This is a genomic window from uncultured Victivallis sp. (assembly GCA_944389935.1).
Taxonomy (GTDB): Bacteria; Verrucomicrobiota; Lentisphaeria; order Victivallales; family Victivallaceae; genus Victivallis.
Genome location: CALXOE010000002.1, coordinates 44,310 through 63,942, shown reverse-complemented (window position 1 = coordinate 63,942; position 19,633 = coordinate 44,310). Strand labels below are relative to the sequence as shown.

Annotated in this window: 14 protein-coding genes; 7 read left to right on the top strand and 7 right to left on the bottom strand. The window is 59.6% G+C overall.

The window, feature by feature from the left end; genetic code table 11:
- Positions 1-5: 5 nt before the first annotated feature.
- From sbcD to pepT, 3 genes are read left to right on the top strand one after another with little or no spacing between them, the layout of a single operon-like run.
- On the top strand, positions 6-1,229 hold the full coding sequence (sbcD, locus tag Q0J85_RS01090; protein ID WP_294477440.1) for an exonuclease subunit SbcD: 1,224 nt from the start codon (positions 6-8) through the stop codon (positions 1,227-1,229).
- On the top strand, positions 1,226-4,489 hold the full coding sequence (locus tag Q0J85_RS01085) for an AAA family ATPase (protein ID WP_294477439.1): 3,264 nt from the start codon (positions 1,226-1,228) through the stop codon (positions 4,487-4,489). The genes sbcD and Q0J85_RS01085 overlap by 4 nt, the downstream gene beginning before the upstream one ends.
- Before the next feature lie 16 nt (positions 4,490-4,505).
- A complete protein-coding gene (gene pepT, locus Q0J85_RS01080) occupies positions 4,506-5,786 on the top strand; it encodes a peptidase T (RefSeq protein ID WP_294477438.1) in 1,281 nt (426 codons plus the stop codon).
- Here pepT and Q0J85_RS01075 read toward each other — a convergent pair.
- The gene (locus Q0J85_RS01075) at positions 5,745-6,455 is read right to left on the bottom strand and encodes an SGNH/GDSL hydrolase family protein (RefSeq protein ID WP_294477437.1); all 711 of its coding nucleotides are present in this window, start codon (positions 6,453-6,455) and stop codon (positions 5,745-5,747) included. The genes pepT and Q0J85_RS01075 overlap by 42 nt on opposite strands.
- 62 nt (positions 6,456-6,517) lie before the next feature.
- Entirely contained in the window at positions 6,518-7,036 is a 519-nt protein-coding gene (locus Q0J85_RS01070; RefSeq protein WP_294477436.1) for a hypothetical protein, read from the bottom strand.
- Positions 7,037-7,214: 178 nt separating this feature from the next.
- On the opposite strand from Q0J85_RS01070, the gene Q0J85_RS01065 reads away from it, so the two are divergent.
- From Q0J85_RS01065 to hydG, 3 genes are all read left to right on the top strand, one after another.
- The gene (locus tag Q0J85_RS01065; protein WP_294477435.1) at positions 7,215-7,919 is read left to right on the top strand and encodes a TIGR00730 family Rossman fold protein; all 705 of its coding nucleotides are present in this window, start codon (positions 7,215-7,217) and stop codon (positions 7,917-7,919) included.
- 225 nt (positions 7,920-8,144) lie between these two features.
- On the top strand, positions 8,145-8,390 hold the full coding sequence (locus tag Q0J85_RS01060; protein ID WP_294477434.1) for a TM1266 family iron-only hydrogenase system putative regulator: 246 nt from the start codon (positions 8,145-8,147) through the stop codon (positions 8,388-8,390).
- Positions 8,391-8,406: 16 nt separating this feature from the next.
- Positions 8,407-9,825, top strand: coding sequence for a [FeFe] hydrogenase H-cluster radical SAM maturase HydG (hydG, locus tag Q0J85_RS01055; protein ID WP_294477433.1), 1,419 nt, complete (start codon positions 8,407-8,409; stop codon positions 9,823-9,825).
- A gap of 129 nt (positions 9,826-9,954) precedes the next feature.
- Here the strand turns inward: hydG and Q0J85_RS01050 are convergent, their stop codons facing one another.
- The 4 genes from Q0J85_RS01050 to Q0J85_RS01035 all read right to left on the bottom strand — a co-directional run bounded on the left by Q0J85_RS01050 (position 9,955) and on the right by Q0J85_RS01035 (position 15,428).
- Complete coding sequence (locus tag Q0J85_RS01050; RefSeq protein ID WP_294477432.1) at positions 9,955-11,220, bottom strand: FAD-dependent oxidoreductase; 1,266 nt, start codon at positions 11,218-11,220, stop codon at positions 9,955-9,957.
- Between the two features lie 63 nt (positions 11,221-11,283).
- Complete coding sequence (gene larE, locus Q0J85_RS01045; RefSeq protein ID WP_294477431.1) at positions 11,284-12,081, bottom strand: ATP-dependent sacrificial sulfur transferase LarE; 798 nt, start codon at positions 12,079-12,081, stop codon at positions 11,284-11,286.
- On the bottom strand, positions 12,050-13,234 hold the full coding sequence (locus Q0J85_RS01040; protein WP_294477430.1) for a glycosyltransferase family 4 protein: 1,185 nt from the start codon (positions 13,232-13,234) through the stop codon (positions 12,050-12,052). The genes larE and Q0J85_RS01040 overlap by 32 nt, the downstream gene beginning before the upstream one ends.
- On the bottom strand, positions 13,221-15,428 hold the full coding sequence (locus tag Q0J85_RS01035; RefSeq protein ID WP_294477429.1) for a ComEC/Rec2 family competence protein: 2,208 nt from the start codon (positions 15,426-15,428) through the stop codon (positions 13,221-13,223). Before Q0J85_RS01035 ends, Q0J85_RS01040 begins: the two co-directional genes overlap by 14 nt.
- Positions 15,429-15,542: 114 nt before the next feature.
- Between Q0J85_RS01035 and Q0J85_RS01030 the strand changes: the two genes are divergently transcribed.
- Positions 15,543-17,030: a hypothetical protein gene (locus tag Q0J85_RS01030; protein WP_294477428.1), complete on the top strand. Its 1,488-nt coding sequence runs from the start codon at positions 15,543-15,545 to the stop codon at positions 17,028-17,030.
- 117 nt (positions 17,031-17,147) lie between these two features.
- On the opposite strand, the gene Q0J85_RS01025 is transcribed toward Q0J85_RS01030, so the two are convergent.
- Positions 17,148-19,628, bottom strand: a complete 2,481-nt coding sequence (locus tag Q0J85_RS01025) for an ATP-binding cassette domain-containing protein (RefSeq protein WP_294477427.1) — start codon at positions 19,626-19,628, stop codon at positions 17,148-17,150.
- Positions 19,629-19,633: the final 5 nt, after the last annotated feature.

Genomic DNA, 19,633 nt, shown 5'->3' with positions numbered 1-19,633 from the left:
GGGCAATGCGACTGCTGCACACTTCAGACTGGCATCTCGGACATCTCTTTCACGGCCGCAGGCGCGAGGAAGAGTTCCGGGAATTTCTCGGCTGGCTGCAGAATGTGCTGGTCGAAAAAAAGATCGATGTCCTCCTCGTCGCGGGGGACATCTTCGATACAAATTCTCCCGGAAACAGTTGTGCGGGAATGTATTATGATTTCCTCGCCGAAGTGGTTCGCGCCACCGGTCGTCTGCGCATTATCATCGTCGGGGGCAATCACGATTCGCCCTCTTTTCTGAACGCTCCGGCAGGGCTTCTTGACAGGGCATTTCACATCAAGGTATTCGGATCCGCGATGGATGATCCGGCCGATGAGATTGTTACGATTCCGGGAGATGACGGCGAGCCGGCCATGATCATCGGAGCGGTTCCGTATCTGCGCGACGGGGATCTCCATCTCTCGAGCTGGGGGGAGAGTCCCGAAGAGCGCGAGGAAGCCAAACGGACGGGGTTTCGGGAACATTACCGCAAAATCGCGGAAAGGGCCGAAGAGCTGCGCGCGGGCAGGCCGATTCCTTTCGTGCTGACCGGGCATTTCGCCGCGGCAGGCGCGACGATGGAGGAAAATGACGGAGTGCGTGAGTTCGTCGGAGGGCTCAAAGTTGCTTCTGTGGCGGATCTCCCGGCATCGGCGGACTACATCGCGCTCGGACACATCCACCAGCCGCAGATCGTCGGCGGGCAAAAGCAGATCCGATACTGCGGATCTCCATTGCGCATGAGTTTCTCCGACGTCCGGCGGCGGGAGATCCTGTTTGTGGAGTTTGCCGGGCGAACGCCGGAGATCACCCCGATTCCGGTGCCGCAGACGCGGGAGATCGTGACGCTCGAGGGGAAGTGGGAGGAGATCTTGCCGAAACTCACGGCCACCCGGGACAATCCGGCAGAGGTCTGCTGCCGGGTTCTTGCCACCGATCTTGATTCCCACAGCCTCGCCGCCGGAATCGCGACACTCTTCGCGAGGACAAAGCACAATTATCCGCTGATTGCGCGTTCTTTGCTCCCCTCCCCGGTCAAAGAACGCAAGATAAGAGATGTCAACGAATTACGTTCTCTCTCCGAAGAGCAGGTTTTCGAGCTTCTGCTCGATCGCAGAGGGATCACCGCCCCGGACGCCCGGACGGGATTGCTCGAAACGTATCGGCAACTTCTCGCGGAACTGCAGGAAAGGGAGGTTCAGCCATGAGAGTGGAAAAAATCCGGCTTCGGAATCTCGCCTCCCTCGAGGGAGAGTGGGAAATCGACTTGACCGATCCGGCATTTGAACGCAACGGGATCTTCGCGATCACCGGTGCGACGGGAGCGGGGAAAACGACGATCTTCGATGCGATCCGGCTGGCATTGTACCGGCAGACCAGCCGGCTTGGCAGCACCTCCAAAAATGAGAATGAGATCATGACGCGCGGCACGGGAAACTGCTTCGCCCAGCTGCAGTTCAGCGTTTCGGGCCGCCGCTACGTCGCACGTTGGAGTCAGAAACGGGCCCGCAACAAATCCGACGGCAATCTTCAGGAACTTCATCATACTCTGGAGGAGATGCTGCCGGACGGGTCGCTCAAGATGATCTCCTCTCAACTCTCGCAGACTTCAAAGGTGATCGCTTCGATTCTGAAGATGGATTTCAAACATTTCTCCCGTGCGATCCTCCTGCCGCAGGGGGAGTTCGCCATCTTTCTGAACACCTCGCCCGCGGAACGTTCGGAGATTCTCGAACAGATCACCGGCAGCACGATCTACAAGCAGATTTCCATGGCTGCTTTTGAAAAGTTTCGCGACCTCCAGGCGGGATTTGCGCTTGAATCCGCAGGAATTGATAAGATTGAACTTATTCCGGATGAAGAACTTGCCGAACTTGAAAATCAGCGGATACAGAAAAGTGCCGAGGCTTCGCGCTGTACGGCTCATGCCGCCGCTCTCGACCGTATCAACGATCTGACGACGCGCCGTGCGAATCTCCTCGACGAATTGAAACAACTTGCCGCCGAAGAGGAGGCGGCTGCGCCTCAGCTGGAAGTCGCCCGGGCAGAGCTTGCCGCAGCGAAAGCGCAAACAGTTGAAACCCAACAAAAACGGGAGGATGCACGTCCTGCTGTCACGGCAGCTCGGACACTCGACGGGACGATTCGACTCCAGGAAAATGAGCTCGCCGCCAACGCCGGACAGCTTGAAAAAGAACAAAAGGCGACCCGCAATGCCGAGCGGAAACTTTCGGAAACCGATGCCGCCATCGCCAAGGCGAAAACGATGGAACAATCTGCGCGGAAAGAACTTGACGCACATCCGGAAGACGCTCTCCTGCCGGAACATTTTGCCGAATGGAGCGTCAAACTCGGCAATTTCGCTTTACTGCGCAAAGAGATCGACGCCGAGATTGCCTCCGGTGAAACTCTCCAGAACACTCTCTCCGTGCAGCTGCAGGAAAAAGAGAAGCCGGTTGAAAGGCTGCAATATCTTGAAAATGAGCAGAAAAAGTTGATTCAAAAGAAAGAGGAACTCGGGCGGCGCCATGCCGTTCCCGGCGATTCCGATGCCGACGGCGGAACATATCACCATCACCGTCTGACGGCGGCGCTGCGCGTTCAGCAGATCCGAACGTTTCTCGAAACCGCGGAACGGCTTGAGTCCGGCCGGCTTCATCTGGAACAGTTGGCGAAAAAGGCCGGACAGCTCCGGGAAAAGGAGACGGGGATTTCCGATGAACTCAAACAACTTGAGACGGAATGGCGCGAACTCGAACCGCGTTTCGGGATTCCAGATCTCGTTGCCGAACGCGCCAATCTGCGCGACGGTCGCCCGTGTCCGCTGTGCGGCGCTCTGCATCACCCCTACGCCACCGGAGAAACCGCGGAGGAGACCGAGCAGAAATCCAGACGTTATCGCGCCCTCAGTGAAATGATACAGACGTTGCGGCTCGAGCAGGCTTCCCTCCAGTCGTCGCTCCGGCTTCTCGAAGAACAGTGTGATGCGGATCGAAAAACCGACGCACACGACAGCGCGGAACTTGATGCGGAACTCCCGCAGGAATGGAATCTCTCCGCGGCCATGCCCGATCTGGCGGAATCTCTCCGCAACCACCTGCAGGAATGGGAAAAACGACTTGAAGCGATCGAGAAAGTTGAAGAGGAAAGTCTCCGTCTGCAAGCTGAACTTCAGACTCATGAGGAAGAGATCCGGTCCCTCCGGGAAACCCGGAAGGAAGCAGAACACCGGGCCGAGCTCACGGCGCAATCACTCAACGAGAGTCGAAACCGTCTGAACAATCTGAACATGCGTCTGCAGTCAACCCGGAAAGAGCTCATCGGGTTGCTCGCGCCGTTCGGATGTCCTCCGGAAGAGGCGATCTCTCTTCTCAGAAAACGACTTAAGTTGTTTCAGGAGCGTTCCGCCCGGGTCGAGGAAGCCATCCGGACCGGGGAACGACTGACTGCGGAACGGACGCTGCAGAATGATTTTCTGACCCATCAGCGTGAGAGACTCCGGGAACTGGATACATTTCGCCAAACCCGGACCGGACAACTCGAAGAGACCCGGAAACAGCGCGCGGTTCTGCTCAACGGCCGCCCCGCGGATGAGGTCGAGAAACTTCTTGAGTCAGCCATCGAAAACGCCGCCGGCCGGGAACAGAAGTGTGCCGCGCAGCTCCGGAAACTCGAGGAGGACGCAGCCGTTCACACCGCCCGGAAAGAGAGCGCGGAAAAGCGCCTGGCGGAACTCGAAACTGAACTTAAACCGTGCGGCGGCGGCGACTCCCGGAGTTGTGAAGAACGCGCCGCCGAAGCGGAGAAGCAACGGGAACAGGCCCGACTTCTCAACGAGGCCGCCGGAGCGATTGCACAGAAACTGCAGCATGACGCAGCGGAGCGCGAGCGCCGTAAAACCGCCGAGGAGAAACTCGGGCAGCTGCGCCGGGAACTGGAACGCTGGAAACTCCTGAGCGATCTTATCGGCAAACAGGACGGCAAAAAATTTCAGGAATTTGCACAGTCGCTGATCTTTGAACAGCTGATCTCAGAGGCCAATAAGGTGCTCTGCAAGTTCAGCGACCGGTATGAACTGGTCAGCATCGAGGATTCCCCTCTCGATTTCAATGTGATCGATCACTATCAGTGCGACGATGTCCGGACGGTCAAAAACCTTTCCGGCGGAGAGAGTTTCCTCGTGAGCATGTCGCTCGCGCTCGCACTCCCGCGCATGACCGGTGAAAATCTCCAGATCGATACGCTCTTTCTGGACGAGGGGTTCGGAACCCTTGACGAGGATACTCTCGCCCACGTGCTTCCGCAGATCCAGTCTCTGCAAAGCGGGGGGAAACTCGTCGGAATCATCACCCATGTGCCTAACATCGAAGTCTTTGTGCCGCTGCAAATCCGGCTTCTGCCGGCCGAAAAGAGCGGACGGAGCCGAATCGTCGGTCCGGGAGTAACCGACTGCACGCCAAAAAGATAACATAAATGAGGTCAGCATGAAAACGGTCCTTGAACGACTGCTTGATTATGTCCGGTTCGATACGACGTCGAACGAAACCACCGGGAGTCATCCCTCCACCCCGAATCAGATGGCGCTCGCCCGGCATCTTGCGGAAGAGATGCGGACAATCGGAATTCTCAATGTCAACGTCTCCGAGCACGGATATGTGACAGGAGAGGTTCCCGCCACGCCGGGGCTCGAACATGCGCCCGCCCTCGGATTCATTGCCCACGTCGATACTTCCGACGCCGCTTCCGGAGCAGATGTGAAACCGCAGATCGTCTCATACCGCGGCGGAATCATCCCGCTCGGTACGAGTGGAAAGGCGCTCGATCCCGGCCGTTTCCCGTTTCTCAGCCGGCTCATCGGCCATACGCTCATCACGACCGACGGAACGACGCTTCTCGGCGCGGACGACAAGGCCGGGATCGCGGAGATCATGACGGCGGCGGAACGGATCATCGCCGGGAATCTTCCGCACGGTCCTCTGCGCTTCGGATTCACCCCCGACGAAGAGATCGGCGAGGGAACACTCTTCTTCGATGTGAAAGCGTTCGATGCGGAATACGCCTACACCGTCGACGGCGGCGCCGCCGGCGAAATCGAATATCAGAACTTCAACGCCGCGACCGCGACCGTCGAATTCCACGGGATACCGGTTCATCCCGGTTCGGCGAAAGGAATCATGGTCAACGCATTGCGTGTCGCATTTGAATTCAACTCGATGCTGCCGCAGAACGAAGTCCCCGAGCAGACCGAACAGTTTCAGGGATTTTACCATCTGATTCGTTGCAGTGGAACGGCTTCCGAGGCTCAAACGAGTTATCTGCTGCGCGATCATGACGCGGAGTCGTTCGATGTTCGCAAAACCACTCTGCACCGCATTGCCGCTCAACTCAATGCCCGATACGGCGCAGGAACCGTCACGGTTGCCATCAAAGATCAGTACCGCAATATGGAAGAGGTGATTCAGCGTTATCCATTTCTGCTGGAAATCGCCGGGGATGCCGTGCGGGAAAACGGCCTTGAACCGGTCATCGTCCCGATCCGCGGCGGAACCGACGGTGCGATGCTCTCTTTCCGGGGACTCCCCTGCCCCAACCTGGGGACGGGCGGATACAACTTCCACGGGGAAAGCGAGTTCGCTTCTGTTGACGAGATGGAGAAAACCGTTGGAATTCTACTCGGGATCATCGCTCGTTTCAGTCGGATGTCCTCCGAGAAAAATGCAAAATCACTTTCCGTTCAGAAATCGGGAGAGACGCCCCGGATATGACTCCGAATCCGGCGAAGCGCTTCCGCCGCCTTTCACTCCTTCCCCGAACGTGATGCTGTCGCCGATGCAGAGAATTCGTTTCGGCGTCCACTTTTCCGTCCAGATTCGTTTTGCAATCGCATCGGCGAGTCGGAAATATCCATTCGGGGTCGGGTGAACGCCGTCCGGAGCGCCGGAATTGGCCGGATTGCGGAAGAGACTTGCCGCATTCTGAGTCGACGCGCCGAGAACCTTCGTGGTTGCAAGAAGTGGAACATTTTGATTTTTCGCGACTTCCGCCACGATCGCATTCACGTTGTTCACTTTCTTTTCCGCACTCTCCTGCCGGAAGAACTCTTCTTTGTGCCGTTTGGCCATCATCTCCTGATTGACATTCGGAATCTCGCAGAGCAGCACTTTTGCGCCGGCACTTTTCGCGGCGGAGACCATCGCGGTGAGATTTTCGCGATACTCCGCCAGCGGAATCAGATTGTAACTGTTCAAATTGTCATTGGTGCCGACCATCAGAATCACCAGATCAGGACGGTGCTTCTGAAGTTCTCCCGCAAAGATCTCCCGCAACTGCCGGGAGTTCCAGCCCGAATGGCCCGCATTGACGACTTCGACGGCAGAGACGAAAAACGAAGCGAAAAACAAAACAATCGATGCAAGAATCTTCCCGAACTTCATAAAAACAACTCTTTTTTTTCTGTCAGCAAACGCGTTGTCTGATGAGGAAATCCCCCTCCGATTCAGCGACGGGAGGGATTCGCGCGCAGAAACGGCGAACGCGGCATGGAACTCCCGGTCGGACGCGCAGGCCGGCTGATCGGTGACGGACGGCTTTCCCGCAGCGACGGCTGCGAACTCGAGGACGATGAAGTCGTCACCGGGTTCGGACGATGCTGAATCGGCTTCGCCTGCTGGACGGGAGTAACCTGGCGGACCTGGCCACGACTGTCGTTCACATATTGCGGGGTCGTCCCTTTCGGCGCCGAGCGGAACGTCGACGCTCCGTTTTTCTGGTAGATGACGCGGTTGCCGTTTTGGATCAGAGTCTCCGTTTCACCATCCGAATCGGTTTTGACCGTCGTTCCGCCGATCTGCGTCGCTCCGGTTGTCAAAGGCGGATTCAATGGTTTTGCCGGCGGAGACGATGATTCCGCCGGCGGGGCCGGGGTGACCGTCTCCGTCTCCGCCTCCGCTGCTCCAGTCGCGGCGGCCGCGGTGAACAACAGGGCGGCACAAAGAATTTCAGACAGATGCTTCATAACAAACCTCCTGTTCATCATTAACAATATAATCCGGAAAGCCGAACAATCAAGTCCGAATTGCCGCAGAATGACATTTTCCATGATTTCCCCGGAAACTCCGCCTGCGGGCTTGACATCGTTCGGAGCGGCTGTATATTGCCAGAATGCAACACCATTCATTCAGGAGATTTGCGTTATGGAAAATCACGGGGAAAATCAGATGTCCGGCGGAAATTTCAACAATTACGAATTCATGCCCGCGGATTCGTGGCGAATTCTGCGGATCATGGCCGAATTCGTCCAGTCGTTCGACGACATGAGTCAGATGCCGGAACGACTGGTCGCCGTCTTCGGCTCTGCCCGCATTCCCGAAGACGCGCCGGAATTTGAGTCCGCCTGCGAACTCGGCAGACTGCTTGTGAAGAACGGATACGGCGTCATCACCGGCGGCGGACCCGGAATCATGGGCGCCGCTTCCCGCGGCGCGTTTGAAGCGGGCGGGAAATCGATCGGACTCAACATCGAGCTGCCCATGGAACAGCATCCGAATCAGTACCAGACCGATTCACTCTCGTTCCGTTACTTCTTCATCCGCAAGGTCTGCTTTCTCAAGTATTCGACTGCGATCATCGTATTCCCCGGCGGATTCGGCACGCTCGACGAGCTCTGCGAAGTGCTGACCATGGTGCAGACCTCCAAGATCAACCGGATTCCGATCATTCTGGTGGGGAAAGAGTTCTGGAGCGGATTGCTGCACTGGTTCAAGAATGTACTGGTCAAAAACGACACCATTAGTTCGACCGATCAGGAACTCTTTCACCTCGTCGATTCCGCGGAAGAGGCGATCGACTATCTGCTCGCCTGCCATCGGTACGGATTCCACACCACCGTCAAGCAATAACTTCAAGAATCATTCTTGAAAATCCGAAATCCAGTGCTATATTAAGTAAAAGGTCCCAGGCCGGGGGCGAACGCCCGAGGCTGCGGATCATCACAAAATGAGCAGCGTCATTCTGAAAGCGAGGGTTCGTCCCGGGCTCAAGAGGCAAAGCCGACGGTCGGTCTGTGCAGATACATATCCTCCGTGTTTTCCTCTTCCTCCCGGAAAACATGGAGGATTTTTTATATGGAAAACCGCATCGCCCTGATCGGCATCATCGTCGAGGATACCGCCGTCAGCGCCGAAATCAACCGGATTCTGCACGACTATCAGGAATATCTGGTCGGCCGGATGGGAATCCCCTACAGGAAACAGAACGTCGCAATCATCAGTGTCGTGGTTGACGCACCCGCTGATGTCACGAGTTCTCTCTCCGGCAAGCTCGGAATGCTCCCCGGAATCAGCGTAAAAACAGTTTATTCCAAAAAATAACAGGAGAACACCGAATATGTACGACCCCAAATCCCTCAAGGCGGAGGAGTTCATCGATGACGATGAAATCCAGGCAACCATCCGTTACGCCCGCGAAAACCGCTCGAACCGTGAACTCATCGACTCGATCATCGAAACGGCAAAACAGTGCAAAGGAGTGAACCACCGCGACGCCCTCGTGCTGCTCGAATGCGATCTGCCCGACGAGAACGAGAAGATTTTCCAGCTTGCGCGCGAGATCAAGGAGAAGTTCTACGGCAACCGCATCGTGATGTTCGCCCCGCTCTATCTCTCGAACTACTGCATCAACGGCTGCACCTACTGCCCGTATCACCGCCAGAACAAGCATATCCGCCGCAAGAAGCTCACCCAGGAGGAGATCCGTGCCGAAGTCATCGCGCTGCAGGACATGGGTCACAAACGTCTCGCTCTGGAAACGGGGGAAGATCCGGTCAACAATCCGATCGAATATGTGCTCGAGAGCATCAAGACCATCTACTCGATCAAACATAAGAACGGCGCGATCCGCCGCGTGAACGTCAACATCGCCGCGACCACCGTCGAAAACTACCGGAAACTCAAGGCCGCCGGAATCGGCACCTACATCCTCTTCCAGGAAACCTACAACAAAAAAGCCTATGAGGAGCTCCATCCGACCGGGCCGAAGCATGACTACGCCTATCACACCGAAGCGATGGACCGCGCCATGGAGGGCGGCATCGACGACGTCGGCTGCGGCGTCCTCTTCGGGCTGAATCTCTACCGCTACGACTTCGTCGGACTGCTCATGCACGCGGAACATCTTGAGGCGGCGAAAGGGGTCGGCCCGCACACGATCAGTGTCCCGCGCATCCGCCCGGCCGACGACATCGACGCGAAAACATTCTCGAACGCCATCTCCGACGATATCTTCGAGAAGATCGTCGCCGTGCTGCGCATCGCCGTGCCCTACACCGGAATCATCATCTCGACACGTGAATCGCAGAAAGCGCGTGAACGGGTATTGCAGCTCGGCGTCTCGCAGATTTCAGGCGGATCTCGCACGAGCGTCGGCGGTTACGTCCATGAGGAGAGCGAGGAGGAGAACTCCGCGCAGTTCGACGTCAACGACACCCGCACGCTCGATCAGGTGGTGAACTGGCTGCTCGGACTCGGCTATATTCCGAGTTTCTGCACGGCCTGTTACCGGGAAGGACGTACCGGTGACCGGTTCATGTCGCTGGTCAAGAGCGGTCAGATCGCGAACTGCTGTCTGCCGAACGCCTTGATGACGCTCAAGGAGTATCTGGAAGATTACGCCTCGCCGGATACCTGCCGGAAAGGCGAAGAGGTCATCAAGCGTGAACTTGAACATATCACGAATCCGAAAGTGCGTGCGATTGCGGCGGATCATCTGCGCGAGCTTCACGACGGCAAGCGCGATTTCCGCTTCTGAAATTCTCGTAACATTCTCATTGCAAATGGAGAACTCCCGGTCATCGGGCCGGGAGTTCTCTGTTTGTTTCCCGAAAGCAACATTTTCCGGACTCGGAGTCGCGGCTCTCCCGTCCCGCCCCTCCCCCGGTCAGGGGACGATGGCGCCGTTTGCTTCAAGCATCTTGCGCAGTTCCGCAGCGGGAACCTCTTCCGCCGGAGTCCGCAGCCGGACCGAGAGCGCCGCGAGAGCACCTGCCGCCTGGCCGGTCGCCATGCAGGTCGCCTGCACGCGCAGCGCCGAATTCGCCAACCGGTCGCTCGAAAGAATCCGTCCCGCCGCCAGCAGATGGCGCGTGTTCACCGAAATCAGCGCGCCGCGCGGCACCGTGGGTACCACTCCGGGAGCGAGCGGCCGTTTGTCGAGCCCGACTTGCGCGTCGTGCAGATCGATCGGGTAGAAAGCGTGACAAACCGCGTCGTCGTAACGTTTTCCGGCAGCATACTCTTCCGCCGTGACGGTCGCTTTCCCGACAATCGTGCGGGTTTCGCGCACCCCGCACTCGGCGGCATTGAGCTTGAATGCGAGCTTTTCCAGTCCGGGCTGTTTCTTCAGAAACCGGTAGAGCCGCAGCAGCGACGCGCGCCCCGCCATCTCAATTCGGGTACGCCCCGCCGAATCGCCCGCGTTGATGCCGCTGATGTGGTTTGAATTGTTGCCGCGACCGAACAGAAAGTGCGGATTGAATCCGTTGCTCCAACCGGTATCCTCACAACTGACCTCGCCGCGCGCGGCAGCGGCGTCAAACGCGCTCCGGATCGCTTCGAGATCGAGTTTCTCCGGATCGTATCCGGTCGCATAGACGCAGAGCGTCCCCGGCTGGCAGGGATCGGAAACACGCACTTCCGCATGCAGCATCCGGGCGACGTTCGCATCTCCGGTGCAGTCGATGACCCGGCGCGAGAATACCGGGTAAAGTCCGTCTTTTCCGCAAAGTTCGAGTTCGATCCCGTCATCCGCGAGTGTCGCGCGGCCGACCATGGTGTGATATTTGACAATGACACCGGCTTTTTCAAACTCCTCATCGCAAAGCGCCGCAAACAGCACCGGATCGATGGAGATCTGATGTCTCCAGTGTTCGTTCAGATTCGTCGTCGAAAAGTCCGGCAGCGGTTCGCCGCTCTCTTCACGGGTCCGCCTGACAAGCTCCCAGCCGATTCCGCTGATAACCTGTCTGCCCCATGCGTGAAAAATGCCGGGACACGGAATGCCGCCGGCGGTGATGGTTCCTCCGGCGATTCCGTTTTTCTCAACGAGGCAGGTCGACACTCCGGCTTTCGCCGCCTGAATCGCGGCGCAGAGTCCGGCCGGCCCGGCTCCGATTACTGTAACGTCGTAATACTCTTTGATTTTCATCGTTTCTGTTCTCCCCGAGAAAATTTCCGCTGAAATAAAAGATACTCCTTTTCTGCGGTTTCGTCAACCGTTTTTCTCCGGAATCCGGTTCATAGAGCCGGTGCGGTAGCGGGCCGCCTCAACCGTTGTAAAACCGCAGGCTCCGAGGCGGGAACAGATTTCCGTCCACTCCCGTTCCGCCCGTTCCATCTCCTCCGGGCGAAGTTCGAGCCGCGCACTTTCCGGCCCGAGCCGGCGGACGCGGAATCCGGAGTAGCCGAGCGCGGCCAGCGCCCGCTCCCCCGCTTCGACTGCGGCCAGAGCCTCCCGGTTGAGCGGAGTCCCGGTCGGAATCCGGCTCGCAAGGCAGGCGGCGGCCGGGAGATTCCAGACCGGAACATCGAGCTCCCGGGCGAGCTCTCGAATCGCGGACTTCGGCAGTTCCGAGAGCGGATGGAGGATTCCGAGTTCATCCGCCGCGCGCGCCCCCGGCCGGTAGTCGCCGCGGTCATCGCGGTTCGCCCCGTCCGCAAGACGCGGAAACCCCAGGTCCCGGGCCCGCTCCTGAAGCGCGGCGAAAAGCCGCTTCTTGCAGTGGTAACAACGCTGCGGCCCGTTTTCCCGGACGGCAGGATCGGAGAGCGGATCGAGCCGCACGACTTCAAGCCGGAGTCCGAACCCCTCCGCAAGTCTCCGGGCACGTTCCGACTCCACCCGCGGCAGAAGTTCCGAGTCCGCCAGGAGCAGCAGCACATTGTCTCCGCCGAGTTGACGCAGCGCCGCGGCAGCCAGCAGCGCGCTGTCGCAGCCGCCAGAAAAGGCGATCGCGAGCCGGTCGTAACGGGCGAGTTCAGATTCGAGCTTTTTGCGCCAGCAGTTCAAGGTATTCCCTTTCAAGGATATCGGCCATGAGCGGCCAGTCGAATCGCTCAAGCACGAGTTTGCGGCCGTTTTCGCCCATCTGGCGGGCGAGCGCGGGAGTCCGCCAGAGTTTCCGGGTCGCGTCGACGACCTCCCCGACGTTCTCAGGGGCGGTGCAGTATCCGGTCTGTCCGTCAAGAATCACCTCCGGCGTGCCGTCGAGACGGAATCCGATCGCAGGGATGCCGGTTGCAAGCGCCTGAACGACCGAACGCGGCAGCCCCTCTCGCAGCGAAAGATGCCAGAGCAGATCCGCCTGCGCTAGATATCGATGCACCTGCGCGGGAGGAACAAGCCCCGCAAAATGAAAGTGTTCCGTCATTCCCATCGAGGAGATCCGGGCGTCGAGTTCGTCGCGCATCGGGCCGTCGCCGATCAACAGGAGGTGGGTGTCCGGATAGTCGCGGATGATCTCCGCCGCCGCCGGGACGACGTATTCATACCCTTTCATCGGGAAGAGCCGCGCAAGCGTCGCGATCACGCGGGCGTGTTCCGGAATTCCGAGCTCTCTGCGCAGTTCCGGCTCCCGGACCGCATTGGCGAAAGCGGAGGTATCCATCCCGCTGTAAACGACCTTGTACTTTTCGCGCGGAGCGATGGAGGCTTCCACGCATTGATCGATCATCGCCTGCGCAACAGCGAAAATCCGGTCGCAATCACGCGCCGCAATGCGTTCCGAAAGTTTGTAAATCGCGTTTTTCCAGCCTTTTTCATACGGGTGGAACGCCTGACCGTGCACGGTATGAACCACGACCGGCGTTCCTGCCCTGCGGGCGGCGATCCGTCCGATGACTCCGGCTTTGGAACTGTGGGTGTGGACAACATCGAACTTCCTATCCGCAAGCAGTTTCTTCAGGGCGCGATACGCTTTGAAATCATTGACCGGGTCGAGTTCGCGCACGAGCGACGGCAGTTCGATCGTCTCGAACGGCGGGAAATCGACATTCTGCAGCAGTTTCCCCTCCCGTCCCGGCGAGGGACCGGTGATCAGCGTGACCTCATGCCCCCGACGCAGGTGGCCGAGAATCGTGTACAGCGTATTTTCCTGTGCACCGCCGACGATCATCCTCGTGATGATGTGGCAGATTTTCATTTTTCTGTCAGCGGAACTCATGTTCCCAAACCTCCGGCACGCTGCTGTTCCGTAATTGTCGCCTGATCTCCGGCTTTCCCGGCTGCCGCAGCGTGACAAGGCAGCCGCTGTCGGTATTCTCGAGCAACAGGCGTATGGGAAAGGTAGTACAAGGATTCAAATATACAAGTTCAAAACCGTTTTTTTGCGGAAATATTTCCACCGTACCGCCGTCTCCGCCGGTGCGGACAGCCGGCGGGGAGTCGGGAAGCTCCTCCGCAAGCCTTTTCCGGAATGTCCGCGAATAGCGGTCGAGTTCCGGAACGCTGACCATCCCGACCGGCAGCCGGGAGGTGTATTGCGTGAGAGCGGAGAGGTTTCCGGTCCGTGCCGCCGTGAAGTGGAGCCGGTCGATCCGGGTCGCGCCCCGTTTCAGCAGGAAGTCCGCCGCCGCGGCAACCGTTTCAAAACCGTCGGCGTTCACGGCGATGGTGTAATCCGCGGCCGGATCGTGCAGCACGACAGCCGGATTCCGCTCCCCCTCCCCCGCCGCGACAAAGAGCGCCGCCGGATGAAGTTCCGCTCGAACAATCCAGCTTGCGGGCAGCAGAATCAGCAGCGCTGCCGCAATCCGCGCCGGGCTCTGGCGCCTTGTCCCGAGCAGCACGAAAAGCGCCGCATAAAAGAGCACGATCTCCGGCAACGCGGGCCGGATCGCCGGAATGCGCTCGAATCCCGCCGCGGCGATTCCGGTCACGCCCTCCATGAACCGGAAACTCCACTCGAGAAGTTTCGCTCCGACAAGGTCGAATCCGCTCCAGACCGCCCCTGCGGCAAGTTTGAAGAAAAGCACCGGGAAGAGGATTCCGACCACCGGCATCAAAGCGAGATTCGCGAGCACCGATCCCGGCAGCAGCAATCCCTGATTGTAGACCGAAATCCCGACGCCGCCGAGAAATGCCGCAAGACACGCGCCGACCGCAAAGAGAAGTGCCCATGCCCGGCGCAGATGCTTTTCCCGGCGCTGTTTGAATGGAGAAGCGGGCATATACCGGAACTCTTCGCCGAACAGTTCGGAGAGCTGATCGAACCGCTCGCCCGCAAGAATCAGAATCGCGGTGATGACGAACGAATATTGAAACCCCATATCCAGCATGAGATACGGTTCGGAGAGAATCAGTATTCCTCCGGCGAGAAGCAGCGCGTGCAGCGCCGGAATATAAAGCAGCGCCGAACGGCACAGACACCAGAGCCCGATCATCCAGAACGCCCGCATCGCCGGAGCATTCGCTCCGGTCGAGAGCGTGTAAAGCAGCAATGCTCCGGCCAGAGTGAGATACCGAAGTCGCAGCGGCAGCGGACGCAGAAAGATCAGCAACACCGCCGCCAGCATCGCGACGTGCATGCCCGAAACCGAATAGAGATGGATCGTCCCGGTTTCGATGAGCCGCGAACGGCTGGAGGGATCGACACCGCCCGAAGTGCCGAAGAAAAGAGCGGAGGCCAGATTGCGGATTCGTTCGTTTTCCATCCCGCGGAGCGCGCGCTCGAGCAGCCGGTCGCGCACGATGCAGATACGTCCGATCACGCCCGGACTCCATCCGGTCACAGCGCCCTCCCGCATCCGGAAGACCCTTGTCGCGCCGCGCCCGGCCAGATAGGCGGCGAAATTCCGCATCGGTTCGAGCCGGGTCGAGGCGTCCGCTTCGGCGCGGAGGATCGCACCCCCCTCCGCCGGCAGAGAAAAGACGCCCTGCGCCGTCAACAGGTCGCCGCAGCGGAGACGCGGAGGAGACTCTTTCGGCAGTTTGAGGTAGAGGATGCCAGAAACATCGCGGAACTGCGTCTCGCCGGTGAGTCGGATTCTCCGCACCTGCGCCCGGATCAGCGACGGCGGCACGATCCCCGGCAATTCGGAGATGCGCGGATCGATGATCCGCAACTCTGCCGTACCTCCGCAACTTCTGGGCGGGAGCTCCCGTTCGTAATTTCCGGAAAATTGCGCGCAGAGCCGATGCCCCTCCATGCTGCAGATTCCGAGCAGCGCTCCGACGGCGAACACCGTGGCCATCCGCCGTCCGAACAGCAGAGAACCCGCGGCGGAAATCAGCGCCGCCGCAACAACCGCAAGCGCAATCGATCCGCCGTCCGTCACGGCCGGCAGAGTTCCGCAGACGATCCCCGCGAACAATGCGCCCGCCGCCGGAATCCGCAGAAGCGCAGGATGATGAGCCAATCGCATGTTTTTGGATATAATGTAGATGATTTTTTTCTGAAATGCAACAAATCAAGTTGATATTTTCCTTTTCCGCAATATGTTAAAAAGGGGGATTTAATTAGGAGGTCTGAAATGAAAAACATGACATTCTTCTTGTTGAGCCTCTGGCTGCTGGCCGGTCCGGCCGTCTATTCAGAGGATGCCGCACAGCCGGAAAAGGCGCCCGAGGCGGAGCCCGCTGCGGTCGAACCGGAGGAGGATGACGATCCGGCCATCGACATCACAACGACCGATGGAAGAGTCTATAAAGATGCCACAGTGGAACGGGTTACTCCTGCCGGGATCGATATCGGATATCTGCGGGAGGACGGCGCCTACGCGATGGTCGGAATTCCGCTTTCCAGGCTGACGCCGGAACTTCAGCAGGCGTTCCATTACGATCCGGAGAAAGCGAAAGCATTTGAAGCCCAGCTGGAGCAGGCGAAGAAAAAGACCATGGAGGAGGCTGCCGAGGGCGAAGCCGAACGCATGGCGCGCGTGAACCGCGAAATCAGGGCGCGGCTCGCGGGCGAAGAGGTGCAGATCAAACCCGCCGATCTGCGGTTCGCGATCTACGCGCGCCGCCGTCCGGTGGCGGTGATTCCGGTTGAACAGGTCCGGTCCGGCACGGTGGTGGCGGTGATCGACGATACGAGCGGACTGCCTGCCCTGCCGACGCTGGTTCTGATCGACCGGCTGAAACTGTCGGAGGGGACGGGGCGCTGGAGCGGTTTCCTCTACCCCACCGGGATGCATGCGCGTTACCGGGACATCGAACGGATTCCGGTCTTTTCCGATTCGCTCGATGAGGCGCAGCTGCTGCTGGAGCGGTATCTCGACATTTACAGCGAGTTCGCCGCCGGACAGAAAGAGGAGGAGTCGGCACAGACCGCTGAGGCGGCGACTGACGCGGCCGCGGCGGAGACCCCGCCGGATCAGGCCGAAGCGCAGCAGACCGCCGGAATCGACAACAAAGGCGGGAATGTCCCGGACAACGACTATTACGACAACGTCGGAATTGGAGACGGCTATTACTATTACGATTATCCCTACTGCATCGGACGAAGCTACTGGCCGGTGATCTGGTGGACCCGGCACAACAACCACGGCGACTGGAGTCCGCGTCCGCCGCGTCCACGCCCGCCACGCCCGTCACGCCCGCCACGCCCGCCACGCCCGCGTCCGCCGCGTCCGGACACTCCCCCGGAGCAGCAACCGTCGAAACCGGTTACGACACCGATCGGTTCGCGGCCTCCGGCTTTCGGTGCGGGAACGCCGTCGAATTCATCGCGCCCGAACACCGTCCGTCCGTCGCAGAAGCCGTCGTCCGGCGGAACGGTTTCGCGCCCGTCCCGGCCGTACAATCTGGAACAGAACGGCGGATTCCGCCGGGTGGTTCCGAAGACGACTCCGGCGCGCCCGGCAACGACGCCCGGAGCGACGGTGGAGCGCCCCCGGTCGCTGCGGTCAACTCCGGCACGCCCGGCAACCTGGAAAGGGACACCCGCGCCCACCCGGCCGGCGATGCCGTCCCGTTCCGGTTCGCCCGGCGGAGCACATGGTCGGATCAGCGGCTTCTGAACAGCAACAGCTCCCGGTCGAACGGCCGGGAGTTTCTGTCTGATCGGAATCCGCTTCCGAAAATGCACCGGCGGACGGAATCGTCGTACCTCTCATCATGGGATTCCCGGGATTTCGTCAGAATCTGCGGGCGCGCCAGGCGAAAATCTCCAGCGCCGTCCACGCTGCCGCCATCATGCAGACCATCGCCATCGCCAGGATTCCGCAGTTGAACACGAACGCCCTGGCGACAATTTCCCCCGCCTGCCCAGTGGAAACCGCATCGAGCGGAACGAACAAATAACGCGAAAAAGTGAAGTAACTCAACGCCTCCGCCACCGGGGCATTTTCATGCCAGAATGCGAATGTGTAGAAGTGTTCCGGATTCAACGGTTTCGCCAGGCCCTCCGGCAGCACTTTCGCCGAAAACAGGAACTGCGGCAGCGTCGCAATCACCGCGAAAAGCACCGCGGCGATCTCCCCCTGTTTCCGGAGAAACAACGACAGAGCCGAACCGAACAATCCGAACACGCAACCCACCCCGCCCGCCAGCCACATCATCGGCAGAACCGCGAAAAACGGCGCCGCAAGCTGATCGAATTTCAGAAAACCATCTCCGGAATTGACGTTCAACCAGAGAATCGGCAGCGTCATCAGCAGCGCCTGCGGGAAACTCACCAGCAGAAAAAACAGGGTCTTCGAGAGCAGATACGCCAGAGAAGAAACATGGTGCGCATGCTCCTGCAGAAAAATCTCCCTCTCGCGGATGATCTCGCGAACCGTCTGATTCATTCCGAGCCAGAACATCGCCACCAGCCCGAACACCAGCCGGTCGGTGCCGAGCGGCGCGTCGATCGAAACCGCCAGCCGGATCAGAATCCCCAGCAGCAGCGGCAGACCGAACAGCAGAGCCAGCGAGGAGAGCGGCGAATTCAGCCAGATCCGCACATAACGTGAAAAGAGCGCGAATGCTCCTGGCGCGCGATGGCTCTCCGGGCGCGCCGCGACTCTCCCCATGCCCTCCTCTTCCCGGCTCCCGGAATCGATTTGCGAATAGAGTTCCTGCCAGGACTCCACCCCGATCGCAGTCCGGACCTCCTGCGGACTTCCCTCCGCGGCGACCCGCGACCCCTCCTCAGAGCCATTCAGGACGATCACATGATCCGCCGCTTCGATCGTCGAGAGCGAATGCGTGACAAACACCACCGTCCCCCCCTGTCTCGAGATCCGGCGCAATCCTGCGACGATGAGTTTTTCAGTGGCATAATCGAGCCCCGTGGTCGGCTCGTCGAGCAGCAGAACCTCCGGCCGGCCGACCGCCTCCACCGCGATGTTGACCCGCTTGCGCTGACCGCCGCTGAGTTCCCCCACGTAACGGTCGGAAAAGCGCGTGAGTCCGGCGTCGCGGATCGCCTTTTCCACGACCGCCTGTTTCACGCCGCCGTTTGCGCGCGTGCCGATCCGGATGTCGGCGGCGTAGGCGATGCACTGCCGGACCGTGAGCTCCGGATGCACGACGTCAAATTGCGGCACCAGCGCGAGATGTTTCTCCGCCCATTGCGGATAGGAGATCGCCGCACCATCGACGAGAATCTCTCCGGAAATCGGTCGTTTCTGACCGGACAACACCTTGATCAGAGTGGATTTGCCGCAACCGCTCTTTCCGAGGATGGCGGTCAGCTTTCCTTTCGGAATGCGGCAGCTGACCTCCCGGAGCACCACCCGCCGTCGATATCCGGCAGAGAGTCTGCGGATCGTGATTTCCGCCCCGCCCCCCGGGGTTGCCGGTTTCAGGGAACTGTCCGTGGAGTCGAATACGCAAACGCAGCGGCCGATCTCAAGGCGCTCTCCGCCCGAGAGCTTCTGCTCGAGAAATCGGAGGCCGTTGATCCGGATCCGATCGCGGTCGAGCGCGTAAAGTGTCCAGGCGGTCGAGACGGCGTTGCGGGAGAATGCCGCCACCGAATCCGCCGTCCGGACCGGAGTTACCGTCACTTCGCTGTCGCCCTCCGCGAGATTGAGGAATCCCGGCTCCATCTCCGCGGACAAGTTCAAACTGCGTCCGAGCCGTATCATTTCCCCCGGCTTCCCGGGCAGCTCGCGGTTCAATCGACAGCGCAGTGAAAGAAGCACTCCGGAGAGCACCAGCGCGTCCCCCGGAAAAATCTCATGCGGCTCCTCCGGCGGCAGTGCCTCTCCGTTCAGGAACGTTCCGCCTCCGGTCCGGAACGGCGTGACGAAAAACCTCCCGCGTGCGCGGTCGAAATCGATCCGGCAATGGCGGCGCGACACAGCCAGATTGCACTGCAGCACCCGGAACTCCGAATCCCGGCCGATCACCGCCGGAAGAGTCCGCAGCACATACCGTTCCCCCTCCGCCGCCGTCAACGAAACTTCGATCTCGTCGACAGAAGCGAAGTAGATATCCGTGAGGGAGCCGGCCGGAGCCATCCACCGATGGCGGCAGAAACGGCATTGATATTCCGGACGCGGCACCTCCGCTGGGGCGGCCTGAAAACAGACCGGGCAGACCAGAAACCCGCGCCCGTCACGGGTTCCGGCATCCGTTCCAGACAGGTTTTCTCTCTCCGGATAAAAGAGTTGCGACTCTACAGGCATGACAA